Consider the following 20,669-nt stretch of genomic DNA (forward strand, 5'->3'; position numbering starts at 1 on the left):
TCCCCCTAACGCCCCTCCACACCCACCAACTTGGCGCTGCCAGGGTCATAGGTGAAATTGGCAATCGAGCCGTCCCGTATCCGATCAACCGCTTCATCAATGGCAAAGCGGGGAACCAGAAACCATTCCTTGGGCGACACCGGGTTGCCGAAGCGGTCCATGATTTCGATCTTCAACCGGGCAGGCTCGAAGAAGCGATGGATCAGGTGTTCCAGCTTGGACCGATTGATGTTGCACAGCTTGTAGGTGGCAACTACCTCGACCTCGGCCATCAAGTAGGTAGGGTCAAGCTTGGCATTGGCGATCCGCTGCTCAACGCTGCCGCCGGTCACGCCGATCTTGTGCAGCACCTCCCGATGAGCGGTGACAACGGGATGGTCGGACTTGCTGCGCAGGACATAGATCGTGCCGCTTTCCGTATCGCCATCGGCCTGCACGTTGTCAAACAGCGGGCCAGCGGAAGGATCAGTGATCCTTCGGGCCGCGTCGTCTCGATGCAACGCCCGCTGAAAGGACCGTGACAAAACCTCCGCCTCGGTCCCGTTGTCATATATAACCCGCAACCGTCGATCTCGGCGATCATACTCAGTGACGAATTCCTCGCCCATTTCCGCGATATACGCTTTCTGACCGCCGACGATGAAATACGCAGCAAGCGCAATTTCCTCCAGCCGAACCTCGCCACCGATTTTGAGTGGTCGGGTCTGCCGAATGCCCGCATCCAGTTCCTTTTGGACTTGAACGAACAGCGGCTTGAATTTGTCGAAATCCTCGCATTTGGTGCGATTGGCGATTTCTTCGGCGGCGCGTTTCTCGGCCACCGAGCGGACGTGACGCAGGTTGCTTAAGTCGTCCACGCCACCACCGGCCTCAACGCCAAGTGCCGCCAACAATGCGTCGTCGTCCATGGTTTCGCCGACCGCTGCATCGGCAGTGCAGTCGCCGCTCAGCAAGCCTTGCCGGTCCATCGGCAACAGTAAGGCGCGGCAATCTTCCAGTTCCCGCAGACGGTCCAGGCGCACGGCATAAAGGCGCTCGAAAATATCGCGGTCTTCACCGTGACGGGGCGCACGGCCATGGCTGTCATAGAAGCGCTGGATTTCCTCGAAACCCGCAATAATGCGTTCTTCGCGGGCTGTGCGCGTTCCCTTGCGCTCCGGCTCCACCTCAACCCCAAGGGCATCAAGAAGCTCAAGATCAGATTGATCAATCATTCTTGGCCTCGGCAGCCTTGCGCTGAAGGAAGGCAACACCTTCGGCCATGCGTCTTTCCCATGCATCGGCCGAGGTGATGGACGGCAGACGGCCTCGTTCCTGTTTGAACTTCAGGGCGCGTTGGGCCAATTCACGGGCCTCTTCCAGCGTCAAATTCACGCGCTTGGCGTTGATAATGGCCTGGACCTGCTTCAGGCTCTCTTCACTCATGGTCTTTGCCAGAATGGCGTAGGCCTCGCCGAACGGATTGATCCGGTCGATCAGGTCGATGTCCAGTTCGCGCACGTCCATGGCATATTGCCGTACACCGTCAATCAATGCCGTGTTGCCCTTGGCCATGCCGTCATCGCTGTTCAGGGTGATGGCCTTGGCCTGCTGGGTCATGTTGAGCGCGGCGACAGCATGTTGCCGCACTGCTTCCTGATCCTCGGCATCCAATTCGGGATAGCGGTCCTTGATGATCTTGCCCATGCGCACATTGGTCAGTTCTTCGGGGACCAGTTCCGGGTCGAACAGTCCGCGTTCCAATGCGGTCTTATCCTGAACAAAGGCAGTGATCACCTCGTTCAGGTCTTCCTTGCAAATGCGGGTGGCTTCCTTGCTCTTGGGTTCGGCCAGCCCCTTGATCTCGATCTGGAACGCCCCGGCCTCCTCGCTGAAGCCCACATTGCAGCGGTTAGGATCATATCCGCCTTCGCCGTAATCAAAGCCTTCCTGCGGGCCGCTTTGAGCCGTCTTGGGAACGAAATTGAAGCGAGGGGCCAGCACCTGTTCCATCAACAGGCTGGCGGCAATGGCCTTCAGGGTGTCATTGACCGCCTCGTTCACCGCTTCGTCGGCTGCGTCTGGCTGGGCGATCAGATTGGTGAAACGGGCGCGGGTCTTGCCCTTCGCGTCACGGGTGGCGCGTCCGATGATCTGGACGATTTCGGTCAGGCTGGAGCGATAGCCCACGGTCAGCGCGTGTTCGCACCAAATCCAGTCAAAGCCTTCTTTCGCCATCCCCAACGCGATGATGATGTCCACATGGTCGCGGTTGTTCTTGTGTGCAGGGTCTTTCAGGGCGGCAACCACCTTGTCGCGCCTGGCCGCGTCATCATCAACCAAGTCGGCTACCTTCAGCTTTCGGCCATCCGGCGTGGTGATCAACTGAAAGCCGGTGGCCGGATCAGCGCCCTGCCAATCGCCAAGGGCGCTCAGGATGTGTTCCACCTCGCGGATTTTATCCTTCAGGCTTTCCCGCGAATTGACGCTGGGAATATGGACGATGGTCTTTTCCGTCGGGTCCAGTACCCGCATGATGTGGTCGGTATAGGCATCGGTGTAGAAGAAATAGCCAATGTCCAAGGCCTTCAGATACTCATACCCGTTCAACTGCTCGTAATAGGTATAAGTCACCGTCTCGAACTTGGCTTCATCCAGCGGGGCCAGCACCGGCACGGCATCACCCCGGAAATACGATCCGGTCATGGCGACCAGATGCACCTTGTCGCGGGCGATGAACTGGCCCAGATGTGCGCCAAGCTTGTTGTCCTGACTGGCGCTGACATGGTGGAATTCATCCACGGCGATCAGCCGGTTATCGAAAACCTCGATCCCGAAGCGGTCAACGGCGAAGCGAAAGGTGGCATGGGTGCAGATTAGCACCTTGTCGCCGCTTTCCAGGAACGTCTTGACCGAATTGACCTTGCCGCCATCATCGCCAGGGGCGTTGCACAAATTCCATTTGGGCACCACCACCCAATCGGCCCAAAAGCCGAACTTGGACAGCGGCTCGTCATTGAAGCTGGACCCGATGGACCGTTCCGGCACAACGATGATGGCCTGTTGCAGGCCCTGCTTTTGCAGCTTGTCCAAGGCGACGAACATCAGCGCCCGGCTTTTGCCCGATGCGGGCGGCGACTTGATCAGCAGGTATTGTTCGCCCCGCTTTTCATAAACGCGTTCCTGCATGGGCCGCATGCCCAGCTCGTTGGCCTTGGCCGATTTGCCGGTCTGGGCATAGGTGACGGAAACCGAGGGGATCGCGCCCTTATCGGCGAAACGGGTCATCGCTCATCATCCTTCGCCAATTCATGCTCGATTTGTTCAATGCTGGGCAGACTGGTTTCAAGTTCGGCAGGCAGCGATCGGGCCAACTGATATTTGGCGCCCCCTTCATGTCCGGGATGGCCGCACCTAGGGCCGTCGCCAGCTGGTCGATGGCATAACCCGCAGGCGGTGAAGTCAGGCTATCGCTCATGCGCCCCTTCCTCTGCCATCGTATTGGCTTTATATGCAGAATACTCAACATGTGTTTTCTTTATAGCATTTTTCCTGTCGCTCATGTTTAGCGGGTATATTTTAAGAATTTCATCCCGAGCGTTTTCTGTGAATTTGTGGAACATAGACTTTCCATGACTTTGTTTAAAATGATATGCCTTATTGTCAGATAAGCCCAATTTCCATAAAATGGCATCTATATAATTAGACCCAATTCCTACTGCTTTTATGAGAGCCGTTTTCGTTAATGGGTGCGTTATTGCTGGATCGGTGGGGATGGGCTTCTCAATTTCGACCCCATGCTTAATCTCAACCTCTCTAACAACATAGAATGCTTTTTCGGCTTCGTTTTCGGTCTCGGAGAAACGACCCTTGCGTATCCAGTTCATATTTTTAGCAGTTTCTGTCGTTATATAGACGGTTGCAGTTTTATCGTCCCCACTCAGCCCAGCAGCATCAACAATAGCTACTCGATCATGCCCGACTTTATTGATCAGCGTGATATTATCAACAAGTGAATGGAAAACCCTCTGCACTCTTTCATCCAATATCTTCCTTAACTCAGGATGCTTTATCTCGCCATTTGACGATGAATATCGATAGTACACGGCCCCTTCACGCAATAGCTCCTGATCTGCCTTGCCCTTTTCCCTGAATTGCTGAACCTTCTTTTTCTTGCAAATTACCGGCTTATCTCCGGATGGGCTAACGAGAATGTACAGAACCTTTCTATCGTGCAGCACTTTACTTCCAATAATAAATTGTATTTCTGGCTCAAAATATTCCTTAAGAAAATTTGCCACCACTAAATCTTCCGGTTCAGCCCCCGACACGCCAACAAGCTCTTTAGGTGAATTCTTGATTCCAAAGAAAATTACACCTCCATCCCTATTTGCAAACGCCGCAATCGTTTGGGCGTATTTCCAAATTTTATCCATGTCAAAAGATAGCTTGAACTCCCTGTGCTCACTTTCTCTGTTCGTGACACGAAGGGTGTCGTGGTCAATATTCAGCTCAAGAAGCTCGCTCATCGCGTTGATGCCTTAGCGCTACTTGGTGTTGATTTTTTCAATCCGTCAACCATCTGGCTATACATCTCGAACAGCTTTTCCAGCCGCTCCGTGTCATTCCTGAACCGGCGACCGATATAGATGCGCTCCAACACCTCGTCATTGCGTTCATGGGCGGCCCGTAGGTTGTCGGGCATGGTTTCCGGGTCGTAGAGGTCGGCAATGGTGGCCGGGAAATGCGCTTCACGCGCCAACAGGATGTCTTCGGCGCAACGGGTCAGGTCGGCCTTGTTCTTCTCTGTGAGCGGAGGAATGGGAAAGGTATTCCAGCCAAGGGTGTTGGAGTAAGAAAAATCTGTACGCATTCTCGCGCAAACAGTCCCCATCCATACCCAGTGCAATCTGGAAACTAAGAGGGAAAAGAGGAACACTTCCTTATTATAGAAACCGAATAGCTGGCTGCTGATGATCGTCCCCGCAGGCAGCAAGCTGGCGGGCATGTAGTCGCGATTTTCTGACGTGATGCGGGGCAATGCGATGATGTTCTCATTTCCAACTTGCCGCCTCTCCTCGAATTTATGAGGTTGATTTGCACCCGCACGAGTGGGGGCCTTCTTGCTTTCCGACCTCATCCTCCGGACTGCATCCAGTCGAATTGAAATTGGCTCTATATTGGCAGCTTCTTCAACATCACTGTCCTGAATCCAAAGACAATACCGCTCGATGCCTCGCACAAGCTCAGTAGCACCAAAAACACGACGAACATATTTTGCTGCAATCGGATATTGGTGCTCAAGCTCCTCTTTTTCGTCGCGAGTTAGATATAAATATCCCCCATCGACAGCTTTATTCCCAAAATCCATCTCGCCGATATTGTCCCTGCGACCGCCCCTCTTCTCTACAATAATGCTTCTGGATGGAACAAGATAGGCGTTAATATCGGAGACAAGCCGAACGACTGACGCACCGTCGCGAGTAGTTTCGATCAACTTCTTTTGGCGTGCGATTTCATTCGACGATAGCCCAATGATGACAACTGTCACGCCAGCATTGTGGCTCGCAAGGTTGGACCATTTAAATGAATTGTATGCGAACAGAATCTGCCGATTTTGTTTAAAAACATACGGCCAAAGTGTCGGAACCTGAACGCCTTGGCATATTGAATTTGTGCAAACGAATGCGCTGATGCATTCGACTTTACCCCCGTACAGCGCTGCCTTCATTATCCAGCCCGCCACATAATCCAAGAGCTTCCAGCCATCCGTAACTTCATCAAAAACGGCCTCAAGGTCCCCCCTCTGTGCAGGCGTCTGGTACTTGCTTCCTTTGTATGGTGGGTTCCCGCAAATGTATGTCTCACCACCTTCATTTTCGAAATCGATCTGCGCCTGATTGTGCGGCGTGTGGAACAGATCTTCGGCATGGAGCTTCACGCCCGTTCCGGTGGGCGGGCAGATGCTCAGCCAATCCAACCGCAACGCATTGCCGCAGGTGATCCAGTTCTGGGAATCCAGCGGCAGAAATTCGGCCAAGGCCAGCTTCTGCCCGCGATATAGAATATCGCATTGGAACTCGGCGATGATCAGGGCAAGGCGGGCGATTTCCGCCGGAAATTCGCGCAGTTCAATGCCGCGAAAATTGGTCAGGGGAATTTCGCTGCTGCGGTCAGCCTCGCACCGCCGAATGTTGATTTCCGCCTCAATGGCCCGCATCTGCTTGTAGGCGATGACCAGGAAATTGCCCGACCCGCAAGCCGGATCGAAGACACGGATTTTCGACAGGCGCTTGCGTAGGTTCAGCAGCGAACGCGGATTATCGCCCGCCTCTTCCAACTTTGCCCGCAAATCATCCAGGAACAGCGGGTTCAGCACCTTCAAGATGTTGGGAACGCTGGTGTAGTGCATTCCCAGCGCACCACGTTCCTCGTCATCGGCCACGGCCTGGATCATGGACCCGAAAATATCCGGGTTGATCTGCCGCCAATCCAGATTGCCGATGGTCAGCAGGTAGGACCGGGCAATCTTGCTGAAGCGCGGCACATCGGTGCTGCCGGAAAACAGGCCACCATTGACATAGGGGAACACCCCTGCCCAACGCGGCAGTTCGGCCCGTTCCGGGGTCGAGAACTTGGTGTTCATGGCGCGGAAGATGGCGCTGATCACCTCGTGGGTGTTGCTGCTGTCCTTGGCGCTCATCTGATCGACGGTGGCGGTGAACAGGCCGGAACCGTTGAAGATGTCGGTGTCTTCGGCAAAGAAGCAGAAGATCAGGCGGGCCATGAAATGGTTCATGTCGCTGCGCCGATCCGCCGCCGCCCAATCGGGATTGTCCTTCAGCAGTTCCACATACAGCCGGTTCAGGCGGCTGGTCGCCCGGATGTCGAAGGCGTTTTCGCGGATTTGCTTGACCGTGGTGATCCCGGCCAGCGGCAGGAAAAAACCGAAATGATTGGGGAAGTCGGGATAGGTGCAGGCCACCACCTCACCCGACGCCATATCCTCGGCCTGAAATTCGTCGCCATCGGTAGCGAGGATGAATTTCACCTTGTTCTTGGTGGTGGCCGGGCTGTCCTTCAGTTTGGTCAGCGTCGCCGAAACGGTTCCGGCGGCGCAGGTGGCGAGGTGGATGTTGCTGCGCTGGCATACGCCGCCTGCCACGTCAGAGCCGTTGGTCGCGCCTGTGCGCAGACGCTTTAGCGTCGCGTCCTTGTTGCCGAACGCTTCCAGGAAGGCGAAAGGAAATTCCGCAGGGTCGAAAGGCTGCTCGGCCAGTTCGGAGATGGCTTGTTCGATCTCAACGGCGTTCACAGGCGACGGCTCCCAATCCAACGGCTCTCAGGGCGCACGAAAGGCTTCAAGTGCGCTTATTGTTTGTACAAGAGCCGGGGAATTCCGTCATCAACCGGATTTGCGGTGAGCGAAGAATGGACGGGGGGCTGTGGGATATGTCTGAACGCACACAATTACTATTGCGAGTATCGTCTACTAATGAATTCGATAAATACCCTTACACCGAGGGTATCAACATGCGTCTTTACGAAATCATCCAAACACCATTATCAGCCGATCTGTCCTACGACGTGAAATTCAACAGGCTGAAAGTGCGTAAGAAGCCGAGCCGGTCTGTCGATCACGAAAATGGACGTGTCGTGGCCATAGCCAACCAGCCACCAAAGCTGACATTGAAGCACGTCCACAGAATGAAGCTGTTGCGTCGTCGCTACCTGGAAGCGCAGCAAAAGCTGACTGCATTTCGTGGATTGATGTATGGGGGACATGCACAAGCCGAGCAACTTGAACTTGGTGACATGCAATCCCGCATATCTCGACGTGAAAAACTACAGGCCAAGCTGGACGACATGGCTATGCGTTATGTGAAAAGGACGGTTTGAGGCCGTCCTTTTCGTTGCATGTCAAACCGTCACGTCCACTCGCCAAATCCGCTTGATGCCCAAATGGCGCATTTTGAGGAGCAGGATGTTTTTCTCGGGCAAATGGCCCAGGTAATAGCTGCTGTTGGCATATTGGTCGGGATCAACCTCATGACCGAACATCCCCATTAGCTCTCGCTTATAAATTGGACACCACGTTTTCTTGTATCCGCGAGGAACCACTTCATCCATGAACTCCTTGTGGGAGCGTACTGGGGTAAATTCAATAAGATAACCGTAACTTTCCCTGGATTTCATAGTGGCACCCTCCCATATGGTGCAGCTTGGGAGCCACGTTCAGCTTGAAATTTATTGGATACAATCCCACCAACCTGCGCTGCCTGCTGCTTGCGAACACCGCTGATTCCCAAAGCGTTGTAATCATCCTGCCATACATGTGTGTGCCGACGATTGCCGCTCTTGTTTAACTCCTTGTGCATAAACCATGATATTCGCCAGTCATCATCTTCCCAGTGGATGAAAATCAGTTCCGGGCAGCTCCTTGCTGGATCGAGCAAGCAAGTCCAAGGTGGAGCCTCCATGCCATACAGCTTGGGTTTGAAATCAGCTATCACCATGTGATCGCTGCTTCGCTCCTTATTGATGCTTGGCATGCAGGCCATCAGCTCCGCTGTGATGTGGGCGGGCGCATAGGTTTGTAGATACCAATGATCCGGCGTGTGGAAGTTTAGATAAAAAGCTTCAACGCTATCAACCTCAACGGATATGCTGTAGCCCTTGTGGAATTTTGAACCCTTCTTGGGGTTCGTGTTGTACCAAAGTTTGAATATTTGTTTCATTGAAATTGCCTCCTTGTAATTCAAACGTGGAAAAGGGCGACGCTGGAAACGTCGCCCTTGTTTTGATTAACTGGCAGGCAATGAAACTGGCCTTGCTGGCACTTGTATTTATCTGTGGATGCAATTCCGCATGCATGAAATCTGCGGGTTGAGCTGAAATTTTATCAACACCTATTTCCCCTACACATTCACGTCCTGTGTTCCCGTCGCGTGTTCCTGTCATGTGTTCCGAAGGAACATCCCGTAGGGAAGCGTCATGTGTTTGTCGTCGTGTGTTTATCCATGAGGCCCAGGCCTGCACCAAGGCAGAGTGGTGGGCTCCAAACACCCGACTTTGGGCTTCCGCCCTGTTCAACACATGACGAACACGCGACTGAACACCTGACATAAATTGCTCTTTGAAATAAATTAAATTCATTTCCTTATCCAGTTAATCAAGCAGGTCAATGCGCGATATTCAACACTAGACATCCCTTAAAGGCACGTCGACTGAACCGCATTGACCTACATTTATATTTAGCTTTCGATACGTGAATCAGGCCAATTGAATTCGCCATGGTCAGCATTTTTTTGGGATTTCGGGAAAATGGTGGCCAATTGGCCACCTTTGAACCCATGTATGAAGCCAGTTAGGCTGATATCTCTAAAATTATCTTCACGCATGAAGATAATTCCCTTTCAGGGGAGACCCATGAATCCAATTGGGTGACGTTAGCTCCAGTGCAATCACGCCCTGGAGGCAATCATGTCCATCAAGAACCTCGAATTTTCCACCATTGCTCCGCCCAAGGTTTCGCGGAATGCGATGAATACCAAGACCCGTGCCCGCTCCAAGTTCATCGCCGCCGTGGTCAATCAGATCGGTGCCGTTGAGGCGGCGATTTCGGGTAAGAGCTTCGTCGTCACCAAGATGCGGCGCACTACCGATGAAGATGGATCGCACCGTCAGGTGAGCCATGATGTGCAGGTGCGTCCCTGGTGGTTCCTCCAGGGTGATGTTTTCTATCTGGCTCCCAAGTACGCCAATCAGCCGCTGACGCTCGGTGCGAACAAGTCCAAGCCCACAGTGGTGTGCGGCAAGAGCCTGTCCGATGTGGCCGCCACGCTAAACACCGTCAAGGCCGCCGCTGAAGCAGGTGAGCTGGATGATGTGCTCGAAGCTCAGGCAATCACCGCTCGTAAGCGAATGACTAAGAAGTAGAGGAACCATAGGGGGCTTCGGCCCCCTTTTCTTTTTGGAGCCATCGCATGCAACGCATCCGAATCATCCGCGAATTGAATGATCAGCTCCGACAGTATGGCATCGGCGGCAAGGTCTACATCACATCCGGCATACAGGCCCTTGATGAGTGGCTAGGCCGCGCCATTATCACCACCGTCCGTGAGTTCGATCAATTCGATCAAAGCAACGATCCATATGGCGAGCATGACATGGGTGCGGTGGATGTAGCAGGTACAAAGGCCATGTGGAAAATCGACTACTACGATCCGTCGATTACCTACGCCAGCGATGATCCTGCTGATCTGCAAAAAACCGTTCGCGTGCTCACGATCATGCTCGCCGATGAATATTGAATAGTGCCAAAAGAGCAGATCAGAAAATTTTAATACTTAAAATTCATGAAGCGCCGCTGTTGCGGCGTTTTGTGTTTTCACCGGACAGGGCATCCCTGCCGCACAGCCTCGCTCAAAAGCGCGTTTTAACGCTCATACAACGCGATTTGCGGAGGGCCCGCTGCCAATCCATCTTCGATAGCCGATGTCGCTGTATGAGCGTTAAAACGCGCGAACTCGAAATCTGCGGGGCGCCAGCTAGCGATGAGGCATCAAGGCAAATGCCAGGCACTTGCAAAGCTGCTGCACTTATTTTCGGGTCCGGACATCTGGAACGTCATTTTCGATTCGAATGAAGTACTCGCCATCCCTCGGTGAACCTCCAGCCTTCTTGTCCACCTTTTGCAGCCTGACTAGCACCGGTGCAGTTTTCTCTTTATTGACCCGTGTGATCATGCGTGCCTGGAAGCTATCCAAGCCTTCCGGGATATTCTTCCTTACGGAAGTGAGCACAGTGGCTTTTTGCATATTAGAGACATGACCATAGTGCTTCTCGATCATCTCCACGCTGGTTCCCATGTTTTTTGCCAGCGTGTAAGCATCCACATTATCCCCATACAATAGGCGGAAGGTCGCGTAGGTGTGCCTGAAGGAATAGGCTGAAAATTTCCTGCCGAATCTGTCATGGGTTATTTTCGAAAACTCAAAAGCTTTTTCGACAGGCCTCTCTATTGCGCCTAACTGCGTTCCGTTAAAATTGCAAAACACCCATGAATCTGGCTCACAAGGCAATTGATGTTTCTTTTGAAATCGGATCAATTCCTCAACCACACTCCAGCACACAGGCATTGGGACGGTATCCCTCTCACCGGTCTTTCTCGCGGGATTGACGTGTATGACAAGTTGATTTTGGCCGCTTTCGTCCTTAAATGCGGAAAAGTCCCTCCACCGCAAGGTCTTGGCCTCTAGCGGACGAAGCCCGCTATGCACTAGCAACTCACAAAAAAGGCGAGCCATCGTGCGGGGGACAAAGTGCTGTGGGCGAGGCGATTCCCGCTCCCATTCTTTGGCTTTCTTTAGAAATTTGACCCACTGCTGGTGTTCCAGAGCTGGGCGGCGATTTCTTTCCAGCTTTACCGGGACCTCAAGCTGTGGCTTGCGGGCAATAAACTTATTGCGCTCCGCCCACTTGAAAAATTGGGAAAGCGCATCTTTTTCGGCATACAGCAATGCCGAGGATGGCTCGACCGCAACCTTACCTGAAAGACGCTGAAGTTCGTCCGAATGACTGCGCCAGTAATTAATCCTCCAGCTCCAATATTTTTCCACATACAGGTCATCAATGAGATCGAATGCCCTTTCATCGAAATACTCGAAGAAATACCTCCGAGCAAATCCCTCGAATGTTTTAATCCTATTTTGCGTATAGTACACACCTCGCTCATCCAGCCATTTCTTCCAGATTCGGCTGAATTTGTGCCTCCCGTAAGGGATGCCGTGTCTCTCTTTGACCTCCACTTCTCGCTTTAAGTCCCTTGCCGCACTTAAAGCCTCAGCCAGATCATTGTGGCGCGTACTTTTTACAAGCCAATCCCCTTTGGGAGTTTTAATCCGAGCTTGCCACGGCCCGTTCACCGTATCGGTGCGCCGGTAGAGCAGTATGTCGCCATTTTCGAATGAATGTTTTTCCGGGGATACGACTTGGTGCTCAGCCAGAACTTCAAAACTGTAAAGCTCAAGAGCGAATGCCTTGGCGACATCAATGTCACTAGACTTAGTGGAGCGCCGCAATGAGACCCCACCCTTTAAGCGAAGCTTGCACTGCCATACGCCGCGCTTACTAGCATCCGGACGCCTGTAAAGCGTTATCTCACCATCGCTTAGAACGACCTGCTCCATCCCCGTCCCGCACACCTGTGTCAAAAACTGTGTTGGCGCAAAACGAGCATATTGGATCTGACTGAATTTGCAAAGATAAATCTGTGCGTAAAACTGTGCGTTGAAATTTTCATCCACACACAAATTTTATAACACGCTGATATTAATGGATTTTATATGTCAGTAATCATCTGCCAGGATTTTCTGGCAGAACTTGCAGGTCAGGTTGCAGCCCGCCGTGCCGAAGGACAGGACGGGGGTGCCGGGCAGGAAATGGTTGAGCGGCTTCTTCTCGATAGGGTCGATGCAGAACCCCGACGAGCGGCCATAGGTGGTCAGCACCATGGCCCCGTCCCAGGCGGCGCGCACGAAGCACAGGCCGCGCTGGCCGTCATGCAGCCTGCATTCGCGCGGGCAGACATCGCATTGCACCCGGCCGTCGTCCAGCCGATGCCAATGGCGTCCGGGAAAATGCGAGCCTTCGAGGGTCGTGGTCATGGCGGAATTCTAGCACGAAACCCCGTCCCCATGATACGCTTGACCAAGTTGGTCAAGGAGAAGCCCCCCCCATGAGCCGGGCGATCAATCTTTACGAGGCCAAGACCCATCTGTCGCAGCTGGTGGAGCGCGCCGCCGCGGGCGAGGAGATTATCATCGCCAAGGCGGGCCGTCCCGTCGCCCGCCTGATGCCCTTGGCTCCGGCGGCGGCGTCACGACGGCCGGGCGGCCTCAAGGGACGCATCCGCATCGCCGAGGATTTCGACGCCCCGTTGCCCGAGGACATGGCCGCCGCCTTCCGGGGCGAGGCCCCATGAGGCTGCTGCTCGATACCCATGTGCTGCTGTGGTGGCTGGCCGACGACCCGGCGCTGCCGCCGATCATCAGGGCCGCCATCGCCGATCCGGGAACCGAGGCCTTCGTCAGCGCCGCCACCGCCTGGGAGATCGCCATCAAGCAGGCCCTGGGCAAGCTCGACTTTCCGGTGGACGAACTGACGGCGGTGCTGGCCGATGGCGGTTTCTCGGAACTGCCCATCACCATTGAGCACGCCCGCCGGGCAGGCGCCCTGCCCCGGCATCACTCCGACCCGTTCGACCGCATGCTGGTGGCCCAGGCCCAGCACGAAGGACTGACCATCGCCACGGTGGACCAGACCATTGGTCTTTACGCGGTAGCGTCGATTTAGCGCGGCCGCTTTGCTATCCTGGAGTCCCTGTTCGGAGATGCAGCCATGACCGCGATCCGTCCCGCCGCCGTCGCAGGCATGTTCTATCCCGCCGATTTCGCCGAGGCCAACCGGCAGCTCACCGCCTTTCTCGAAGAGGCCAAATCCCGACCTGGTGATTCCAGAACGCCCAAGGCGCTGATCGCGCCCCATGCCGGTTGGGTCTATTCCGGCGCGGTGGCGGCCAGCGCCTATGTGCTTCTGCTGCCGCTCAGGGGCACTATCCGGCGGGTGGTGCTGCTAGGTCCCAGCCACCGGGTGGCCTTTCGCGGCCTCGCTTTGTCCGACGCCGACCAATGGGCCTCGCCCCTGGGGCCGGTGAGCCTGGACCGCGAGGGTGCCGAGGCACTGAAAGCCCTGCCCGGCGTCGGCGTGCTGGACCAGGCCCATGCCCAGGAGCATTCGCTGGAGGTGCATGTCCCCTTCCTGCAGGCGGTGCTGGGCGAGTTCAAGCTGCTGCCCATCGTGGTGGGCGACGCCCCCGCCGATCTGGTGGCGGGCGTGATCGACGCCGCCTGGGGCGGGCCGGAAACCCTGATCGTGGTGTCCACCGACCTGTCCCACTATCTGGGCTATGACGAGTGCCGCCGCCTGGACCAGACCACCGTCGCCGCCATCGAGGGACTGGACCCGGCGGGAATCGGCCGCGAGGGCGCCTGCGGCCGGGTGCCGGTGGGCGGCCTGCTGCTCTGCGCCAAGCAGCGGGGCCTGGAGATCGTCACCCTGGACGTGCGCAATTCCGGCGACACCGCCGGACCCAAGGACCGGGTGGTGGGCTATGGCTCGTGGGCGCTGTACGAATCGGATGGGGGCGAGGCCGCCATCCGCGCCGTCGGCCCCGCCCTGGTGGATGCCGCCTGGGCCTCCATCCGCCACGGCCTCGACAACGGCTTCGCCCCCCATGCCCGCATCGAGGCCGACGCACCCAAGGTGTTCGGCAAGCCGGGCGCGGTCTTCGTCACCCTGAACCGCCACGGTCGCCTGCGGGGCTGCATCGGCTCGCCGGTGGCGTGGCGGGGACTGGCCGAGGACGTGCTGGACAACGCCTTCAAGGCCGCCTTCAAGGACCCGCGCTTCCCGCCGCTCACCCGGGACGAGTTGGACGGGCTGGAACTGTCGCTGTCGGTGCTGACGCCGCCGGTGCCCATGCGCTTCAAGGACGAGGCCGACCTGCTGGCCCAATTGCGGGTGCGCATCGACGGCCTGATCATCGAGGATCAGGGCAAACGCGCCCTGTTCCTGCCCTCGGTCTGGGAGCAGTTGCCCGACAAGGCCCAGTTCATCGCCCATCTCAAGGCCAAGGCGGGCATGGCGCAAAACCACTGGTCGCCCAGCTTCAAGGCCTCCACCTTCCAGGCGGTGGAGATCGGCAAGTGAAGCGTTTCGGCTTCGGCCAGTCGGTGAAGCGGGTGGAAGACCAACGCTTCCTGACCGGTGCCGGAATCTATACCGACGATCTCAACCATCCCGGCCAGGCCTTCGGCTGGGTGGTGCGCTCGCTGCATCCCCATGCCGATGTAGTGGTGAACACCGAGGCGGCGCGGAGCATGCCCGGCGTGCTGCTGATCCTCACCGCCGGGGATCTGGCGGCCGATGGCATCGGCCCCATGCGCTGCGGCTACTGGCCCAAGGGCCAGCCCGATCCCCTGCCCCGGCCGGTGCTGGCCGGTCCCCGCACCCGCCACGCGGGCGAGCCCCTGGCCTTCGTGGTGGCCGAGACCGCCGAACAGGCCCGCGACGCCGCCGAGGCGGTGTGGGTGGACTACACCCCGCTACCCGCCGCCGGGACCATCAAAGCCGCCACCGAGACGGCGCTGGACTGGGAGATGGGCGACAAGGCCGAGGTCGAGGCCGCCTTCGCCCGCGCCGCGCGCGTGGTCGAGCTTGACCTGATCAACAACCGCCTCGCCCCCACCGCGCTGGAACCGCGCGCCTGCCTCGCCCGCCCCTTGGCCGATGGGTGGCTGGAACTGATGGCGGGCAGCCAGGGTGTCCACGAAATCCGGGACGGCGTCGCCGCCATCATGGGGCTGGACCCCGCCGATCTCGACGTCATCACCCCCGATGTGGGCGGCGGCTTCGGCCTCAAGATCAGCCCCTTCGCCGAGCAGGTGCTGGTGCTGGCGGCGGCGCGGCGGCTGGGCCGGGCGGTGAAATGGACGGCGGATCGCACCGAATCCTTCCTGTCCGACACCCATGGCCGCGGCCATGAAAGCCATGCCCGCCTCGCCCTGGACGGCCAGGGCCGCTTCCTGGCCCTGGCGGTGGAGACCACCGCCGATATCGGCGCCTATGCCTCGCTCTATGGAGCGTTCGTTCCCACCCTGGCGGGGACCGGCATGCTGACCGGCGTCTATGACATTGCCGCCTTCCATGCCCGCGTGCGTTGCGTCCACACCCACACCACCCCGGTGGATGCCTATCGCGGTGCCGGACGGCCCGAGGCCGCCTATCTGATCGAGCGGCTGGTGGATGTGGCGGCGCGCGAGATCGGCGTCTCGCCGGTGGAGTTGCGGCGGCGCAATTTCATTCCGCCCGAGGCCTTTCCCTATGCGACGGCCGGGCGCCATACCTATGATTCCGGCGAGTTCAACCGGGTGATGACCCAGGCGCTGGCCCGGGCCGACTGGGCCGGATTCGAGGCCCGCAAGGCCCAGTCAGCCGCTCGGGGCCGGTTGCGCGGCATCGGCCTGGCCACCTACGTGGAAATCTGCGGCGGCACCGGCGGCGAGGACGTCACCCTGACCCTGGCGCCCGATGGGTCGGCGGAAGTGATGGTGGGCACCCAGTCGTCGGGCCAGGGACACGAGACCGCTTTTCCCCAGATGATCGCCGCCGAGCTGGGCCTGGACCTGGCGGCCATTTCCTTCGTCCAGGGCGATACCCGCCGCATCGCGGAGGGCGGCGGCACCGGGGGCTCGCGCTCGCTGTCGCAGCAGGGCGGCGCCATCGCTTGCGCCGTGGACACGGTGGTGGAGCGATTGAAGCCGCTGGCGGCCGGGCTGTTGCAGGCGGAGGCGTCCGAGGTGAGGTTCGCGGCCGGAACCTACCGCGCCGGAACCGGCTCGGTGGCCTTCGCCGAGGTGCTGCGCGAGCATGGCGCGGCGCTGACCGAGACTTTGCGCTTCAAGCCCGCCGCCGCCACCTTCCCCAATGGCTGCCATGTCTGCGAGGTGGAGGTGGACCCCGATACCGGCGAGCCCGCAATTCTCCGCTATACCATCGTCGACGATGTGGGAACGGTGCTGAATCCCATGCTGCTGAAGGGCCAGATCATCGGCGGCGCGGCGCAGGGCATCGGCCAGGCCCTGCTGGAGCACGCGCTCTACGATCCCGACAGCGCCCAGCCGCTGACCTCGAGCTTCGTCGACTACGCCATGCCAAGGGCCGCGCATATCCCCACCATCGACTTCTCCACCGTGGAAATTCCCTGCCGCACCCATCCGCTGGGGATCAAGGGCGCGGGCGAGGCCGGCACCATCGGCGCGGCGCCCGCCGTCATCAACGCCCTTTGCAATGCCCTGGATATCCGCCATATGGACATGCCCGCCACGCCGCTGGCCCTCTGGACCCACTTGCGAAAGTCAGCCGCATGAGCCTGCCCCAAGACCTCCGTTCCCTGCTGCCCGCCCTGGAAGACTTGGCCCGCAAGGCCGGTTCCGTGATCATGGAAGTCTACAATTCCGACTTCGCGGTGGAACGCAAGGACGACAATTCGCCCGTCACCGCCGCCGACCAGCGGGCCGAGGCCATCATCCTGCCCGGCCTGGAGGCCCTGACCCCCGGCATCCCGGTGGTGGCCGAGGAAGCCGCCGCCGCTGGACGCATCCCCGAGGTGGGCAAAGGGCCGTTCTGGCTGGTGGACCCGCTGGACGGCACCAAGGAATTCGTCAAGCGCAACGGCGAGTTCACCGTCAATATCGGTCTGATCAAGGACGGCGTCCCGGCGATCGGCGTGGTGCTGGCCCCGGCCCAGGGCATCTTGTGGTCGGGCGCCGACGGCGCCGCCTTCCGCGAGGATGGGCAGGGCCGCCGCCCCATCCGCTGCCGCAGGCTGCCCGCCCATGGCGCGGTGGTGCTGACCAGCCGCTCCCACCGCGATCCCGAGCAACTGGCGGAGTGGATGAAGGCCTATCCCGGCGCCACCCTGGACTTCGCCGGGTCGTCGCTGAAATTCTGCCGGGTGGCCGAGGGCGTGGCCGATCTCTATCCCCGCTTCGGCCCCACCTCGGAATGGGATACCGCAGCCGCCGGGGCCATTCTGATCAATGCCGGGGGCAGCATGACCACCCTGGATGGCGGCGTCTTCGCCTATGCCAAGCCGAGATTCCGCAACCCCGGGTTCATCGCTCGCGGCCCCCAATAAACACGCATTGATTGCCGGATATCCACTCTCCGATCCGGCGCCTGCCGGGTGAAAAAGCTTGATTTTATCCAGGAATTGCGCCAAACTTTTTCTGTGGTCGAGGCTTCGGCCACCCAACAGCCGCCGTAATGCACGTACGGCGACTCGGGACTGACCCGCAACCTTGAGTGGTTGTGACGGTGTTCGCGCCGTCCCTCGGGGGCTTTTCCGGATCACGCGTCAAAAAGGCCGCCGGCCCCAATCCGGCGGCCTTTTCGTGTCCGGGCCCGTTCGGTCATTGGAGCGTCCAACCCCCGAAAGTATGTCACGAAGCACTACATTTTAATTATTTTCAGGTAGCATAGCCGCCTTCACGAAGGAACCTGCGGTTTCGGATTACGGTCCTTGCGGGTGATCAGGCGACATCAGCGGAAACACATCAGCCCATGCAGCCCCCCAAGTCCCGGCAAGCGACGCTCTCCCCCTTCGGCGCCTGGACGCTGTGCCTCATTTTCCTGCTGCTGCTGGGGGCCTTGACGGCGGTGCAGCTTCGCGCCGGATATGATCGGGCCATCGCCGTCGCCGCCGCCAATCTGGCCGACACCGCCCGCGTCACCGAGGAACAGGTGCAAGGCAGCCTGCGCGTGGTGCGGCTGATGCTGAAGGCCTTCGCCGAGGCCCCCCAGGGCGACAAGGCGGCGTTCCGGGAGTTCATGGCCCAGCGGCTCAAGGCATTGCCGGAAACGCGCCAGGCCCTGATCGTGGATGAGGATGGCCGGATCGTCGTCTCCACCTATCCCCAGGTGGAAGGACTGCAGGTGGCCGAGCGCCCCTATTTCGTCGGCGCCCGGTCACTGCCTCCCGGACGCGATCTCCACGTCACCAAGCCCTTGCCCATCGGCAAGGATGGAGCCCTGATCACCATTGCGTCCATGCCACTCCACGATTCCCGGGGGCGCTTTCAGGGAGCTTTGGTGGTGTCATTGGAGCTCAGCTACTTCCAGACCCTGCTGCGCTCGGTCCATTCCGGCGAAGATGGGGCCGGGGCCCTGCTGGTGACGCCGGAGGGCGATATCATCGGCCGCGATCCCGCGCCCGAGCATTATGTGGGCAAGAACATATCCAAGGGCGGCGCCTTTGCCCTGCACCGCGAGGCGGGAAGTCCCAGCAGCATCCATACCCATCTCACCGTCACCGATGGCAAGATGAAGCTTTCGGCGGTCCGCACCCTGGCGGACCCGTCGCTGCCGCCGCTGGTGGTGATCGTCGGCCGTCCCCTGGATGGGGTCCTGGCCCCATGGCGGGCCGAGGCCCTGATCCAGTCCCTGGTGGTGGCCACCCTGGCCCTGGCGGTCATCGGCCTGACCGCCCTGGCCCTGCGCCGTTTGAGGGCCCTGCGCGAGGGCGAACAGCGCTATCGCGGCCTGATCGAAACCCAAAGCGACCTGGTGGTCCGCATCGCCCCCGATCACCGGTTCACTTTCGTCAACGACGCCTTTGCCCGTGCCTTCGGCCATGGCGCGAACGAGGTGATCGGCCAGCCCTGGCAAGACTATGTTCACGAGGCCGATATCGCCACCACGGCCCAGGCCATCGCCCAGACCATGGTCGGCCCGGCCTATCGCGCCAAGGTGGAATCCCGGATGAACATGCCGGGCACAATCCGCTGGGTGTCGTGGGAGGGGTGCGCCATCCACGGCATGGACGGTCGTATCTTCGAGGTTCAGGCCGTGGGCCGCGACATCACCGACTGGGTCGAGTTCCGCGAAACCCAGCGACGCCTGGTTCGCGACCTCGATGCCTCCAACCGGGAGCTGGAACAGTTCGCCTATGTGGCGTCCCACGATCTTCAGACGCCGCTGCGCAACATCGTCAGCTATGCCCAACTGCTGGAACGGCGCTACAAGAACCGGCTGGACCAGGATGCCGACGATTTTATCGGCTTCATCGTCGACAATTCCAAGCGGATGACCTGCCTGATCGGCGATCTGCTGGAATATTCCCGCGTATCCAACCAGTCCGCCCCGTGGCAGCCGTGTTCGGCCGCCGAGGCCATGGCCCTGGCCATCGACAATCTGACGGCGGAAATCAAGGATTCCGGGGCCGAGATTTCCGTGGGCCAATTGCCGGTGGTGATGGGCGAGCCGACCCATCTGGTCAGCCTGTTCCAGAATCTGGTGGGCAATGCCCTGAAATATCGCGACCCCAGCCGCAAGCCGATGATCTCGGTGACGGCAGAACCCGATCAAGACGGGATGTGGCGCTTCGCGGTCAAGGATAACGGCATCGGCATCGCGGCGGAGTATCACGACAAGATCTTCGAGATCTTCCAGCGCCTGGACCCGTCATCCCATCCTGACGGAACCGGCATCGGCCTCACCTTATGCCGCCGCATCGTGCATCGCTTCGGCGGCGGCATCTGGCTGGACTCCGCCCCCGGCCTGGGCACCACCTTCACCTTCACCCTTCACGCCGCCCCGAATTGAGCGTCAGGGAATGGCGTAAGTGGCGGTGACATGGGAGACCAGTTCGTCGGTCTCCGCATTGATCAGTTCCACCGCCCCCATGGCCAGGCGGCGGCCCTGCTTCAACAGGCTGGCCTCGGCGACAATGTCGCAGCGTTCCGCCTTGCGCAGGAAACTGATGTTGAGATTGCTGGTCACCGCCATTTCCTGCAGGCCGATGGCCGACAGCACGGCGGCGTAAAGCGCCACATCGGCCAGGGTCATCAGGGCGGGACCGCAGACCACATCCACCGGCCGGGTCAGATGGGGACCGAAGGGCATGATCAGCCGGGCGCTGCCCTTGCCGATGGTTTCGGCGCGGATGCCCAGCGCCACCCCCATGGGCAGCTTTTCCACCAAAAGGGCGTTGAAGGCTTCGGCGGTGATGGCGGGCATGGCGTCTCCGGGGCAGAGTGGTCTGACCAGTGTCGCGAAAATCGCCGGGA

19 protein-coding genes and 1 pseudogene are annotated in these 20,669 nt (G+C 58.8%); 9 read left to right on the forward strand and 11 right to left on the reverse strand.

The genetic code is table 11. The features are described 5' to 3' along the window. Positions 1-5 precede the first annotated feature (5 nt). The 5 genes from A6A04_RS14855 to A6A04_RS14870 are packed head-to-tail and all read right to left on the reverse strand — an operon-like array spanning position 6 to position 7,294. The gene (locus tag A6A04_RS14855; RefSeq protein ID WP_068494224.1) at positions 6-1,214 is read right to left on the reverse strand and encodes a GIY-YIG nuclease family protein; all 1,209 of its coding nucleotides are present in this window, start codon (positions 1,212-1,214) and stop codon (positions 6-8) included. Further along, a complete protein-coding gene (locus tag A6A04_RS14860; RefSeq protein WP_068494226.1) occupies positions 1,207-3,267 on the reverse strand; it encodes a DEAD/DEAH box helicase in 2,061 nt (686 codons plus the stop codon). Before A6A04_RS14860 ends, A6A04_RS14855 begins: the two co-directional genes overlap by 8 nt. Further along, entirely contained in the window at positions 3,248-3,457 is a 210-nt protein-coding gene (locus A6A04_RS22430; RefSeq protein ID WP_156612631.1) for a hypothetical protein, read from the reverse strand. Before A6A04_RS22430 ends, A6A04_RS14860 begins: the two co-directional genes overlap by 20 nt. Continuing rightward, positions 3,447-4,508 (reverse strand): AlbA family DNA-binding domain-containing protein, encoded by a 1,062-nt coding sequence (locus A6A04_RS21815; RefSeq protein ID WP_082914957.1) that lies wholly within the window; start codon positions 4,506-4,508, stop codon positions 3,447-3,449. Before A6A04_RS21815 ends, A6A04_RS22430 begins: the two co-directional genes overlap by 11 nt. After that, the gene (locus A6A04_RS14870) at positions 4,505-7,294 is read right to left on the reverse strand and encodes a class I SAM-dependent DNA methyltransferase (protein ID WP_068494509.1); all 2,790 of its coding nucleotides are present in this window, start codon (positions 7,292-7,294) and stop codon (positions 4,505-4,507) included. Before A6A04_RS14870 ends, A6A04_RS21815 begins: the two co-directional genes overlap by 4 nt. Positions 7,295-7,410: 116 nt before the next feature. Here A6A04_RS14870 and A6A04_RS14875 point away from each other — a divergent pair, with 116 nt between their 5' ends. Beyond that, positions 7,411-7,878 carry a hypothetical protein gene (locus tag A6A04_RS14875; protein ID WP_156612632.1) on the forward strand — a complete coding sequence of 156 codons (468 nt, stop codon included), beginning with the start codon at positions 7,411-7,413 and terminating at the stop codon, positions 7,876-7,878. 21 nt (positions 7,879-7,899) lie between these two features. Here the strand turns inward: A6A04_RS14875 and A6A04_RS22435 are convergent, their stop codons facing one another. The 3 genes from A6A04_RS22435 to A6A04_RS22725 are packed head-to-tail and all read right to left on the reverse strand — an operon-like array spanning position 7,900 to position 9,135. Further along, on the reverse strand, positions 7,900-8,175 hold the full coding sequence (locus A6A04_RS22435) for a hypothetical protein (protein WP_156612633.1): 276 nt from the start codon (positions 8,173-8,175) through the stop codon (positions 7,900-7,902). Beyond that, positions 8,172-8,717 carry a hypothetical protein gene (locus A6A04_RS22440; protein WP_156612634.1) on the reverse strand — a complete coding sequence of 182 codons (546 nt, stop codon included), beginning with the start codon at positions 8,715-8,717 and terminating at the stop codon, positions 8,172-8,174. The genes A6A04_RS22435 and A6A04_RS22440 overlap by 4 nt, the downstream gene beginning before the upstream one ends. Beyond that, the gene (locus tag A6A04_RS22725; protein WP_172822786.1) at positions 8,635-9,135 is read right to left on the reverse strand and encodes a hypothetical protein; all 501 of its coding nucleotides are present in this window, start codon (positions 9,133-9,135) and stop codon (positions 8,635-8,637) included. Before A6A04_RS22725 ends, A6A04_RS22440 begins: the two co-directional genes overlap by 83 nt. 327 nt (positions 9,136-9,462) lie before the next feature. Between A6A04_RS22725 and A6A04_RS14880 the strand changes: the two genes are divergently transcribed. Together A6A04_RS14880 and A6A04_RS14885 are read left to right on the forward strand one after the other, a co-directional pair. Further along, positions 9,463-9,918, forward strand: a complete 456-nt coding sequence (locus A6A04_RS14880; RefSeq protein WP_068494232.1) for a hypothetical protein — start codon at positions 9,463-9,465, stop codon at positions 9,916-9,918. A gap of 47 nt (positions 9,919-9,965) precedes the next feature. Beyond that, positions 9,966-10,292: a DUF3768 domain-containing protein gene (locus A6A04_RS14885; RefSeq protein WP_068494234.1), complete on the forward strand. Its 327-nt coding sequence runs from the start codon at positions 9,966-9,968 to the stop codon at positions 10,290-10,292. 288 nt (positions 10,293-10,580) lie between these two features. Here A6A04_RS14885 and A6A04_RS14890 read toward each other — a convergent pair whose 3' ends face one another. Further along, positions 10,581-12,287, reverse strand: a complete 1,707-nt coding sequence (locus A6A04_RS14890) for a tyrosine-type recombinase/integrase (RefSeq protein WP_156612635.1) — start codon at positions 12,285-12,287, stop codon at positions 10,581-10,583. Between the two features lie 66 nt (positions 12,288-12,353). Beyond that, positions 12,354-12,647: pseudogene (locus tag A6A04_RS14895) on the reverse strand (AmmeMemoRadiSam system radical SAM enzyme); the annotation flags it as partial. 71 nt (positions 12,648-12,718) lie between these two features. Between A6A04_RS14895 and A6A04_RS14900 the strand changes: the two are divergent. From A6A04_RS14900 to A6A04_RS14925, 6 genes are all read left to right on the forward strand, one after another. Next, a complete protein-coding gene (locus tag A6A04_RS14900; RefSeq protein ID WP_068494240.1) occupies positions 12,719-12,964 on the forward strand; it encodes a type II toxin-antitoxin system Phd/YefM family antitoxin in 246 nt (81 codons plus the stop codon). Next, complete coding sequence (locus A6A04_RS14905; protein ID WP_068494242.1) at positions 12,961-13,335, forward strand: type II toxin-antitoxin system VapC family toxin; 375 nt, start codon at positions 12,961-12,963, stop codon at positions 13,333-13,335. The genes A6A04_RS14900 and A6A04_RS14905 overlap by 4 nt, the downstream gene beginning before the upstream one ends. Before the next feature lie 45 nt (positions 13,336-13,380). After that, positions 13,381-14,751, forward strand: coding sequence for an AmmeMemoRadiSam system protein B (amrB, locus tag A6A04_RS14910; RefSeq protein ID WP_068494244.1), 1,371 nt, complete (start codon positions 13,381-13,383; stop codon positions 14,749-14,751). Next, on the forward strand, positions 14,748-16,970 hold the full coding sequence (locus A6A04_RS14915) for a xanthine dehydrogenase family protein molybdopterin-binding subunit (protein ID WP_068494246.1): 2,223 nt from the start codon (positions 14,748-14,750) through the stop codon (positions 16,968-16,970). The genes amrB and A6A04_RS14915 overlap by 4 nt, the downstream gene beginning before the upstream one ends. Continuing rightward, positions 16,967-17,740: a 3'(2'),5'-bisphosphate nucleotidase CysQ gene (gene cysQ, locus A6A04_RS14920; RefSeq protein ID WP_068494248.1), complete on the forward strand. Its 774-nt coding sequence runs from the start codon at positions 16,967-16,969 to the stop codon at positions 17,738-17,740. The genes A6A04_RS14915 and cysQ overlap by 4 nt, the downstream gene beginning before the upstream one ends. 425 nt (positions 17,741-18,165) lie before the next feature. Next, complete coding sequence (locus A6A04_RS14925; protein ID WP_068494250.1) at positions 18,166-20,205, forward strand: ATP-binding protein; 2,040 nt, start codon at positions 18,166-18,168, stop codon at positions 20,203-20,205. Between the two features lie 3 nt (positions 20,206-20,208). On the opposite strand, the gene A6A04_RS14930 is transcribed toward A6A04_RS14925, so the two are convergent. Continuing rightward, positions 20,209-20,619, reverse strand: a complete 411-nt coding sequence (locus A6A04_RS14930) for a PaaI family thioesterase (RefSeq protein ID WP_068494251.1) — start codon at positions 20,617-20,619, stop codon at positions 20,209-20,211. Between the last annotated feature and the right edge of the window lie 50 nt (positions 20,620-20,669).

Origin of the sequence: Paramagnetospirillum marisnigri (assembly GCF_001650715.1) — a bacterium.
Lineage (GTDB): Bacteria > Pseudomonadota > Alphaproteobacteria > Rhodospirillales > Magnetospirillaceae > Phaeospirillum > Phaeospirillum marisnigri.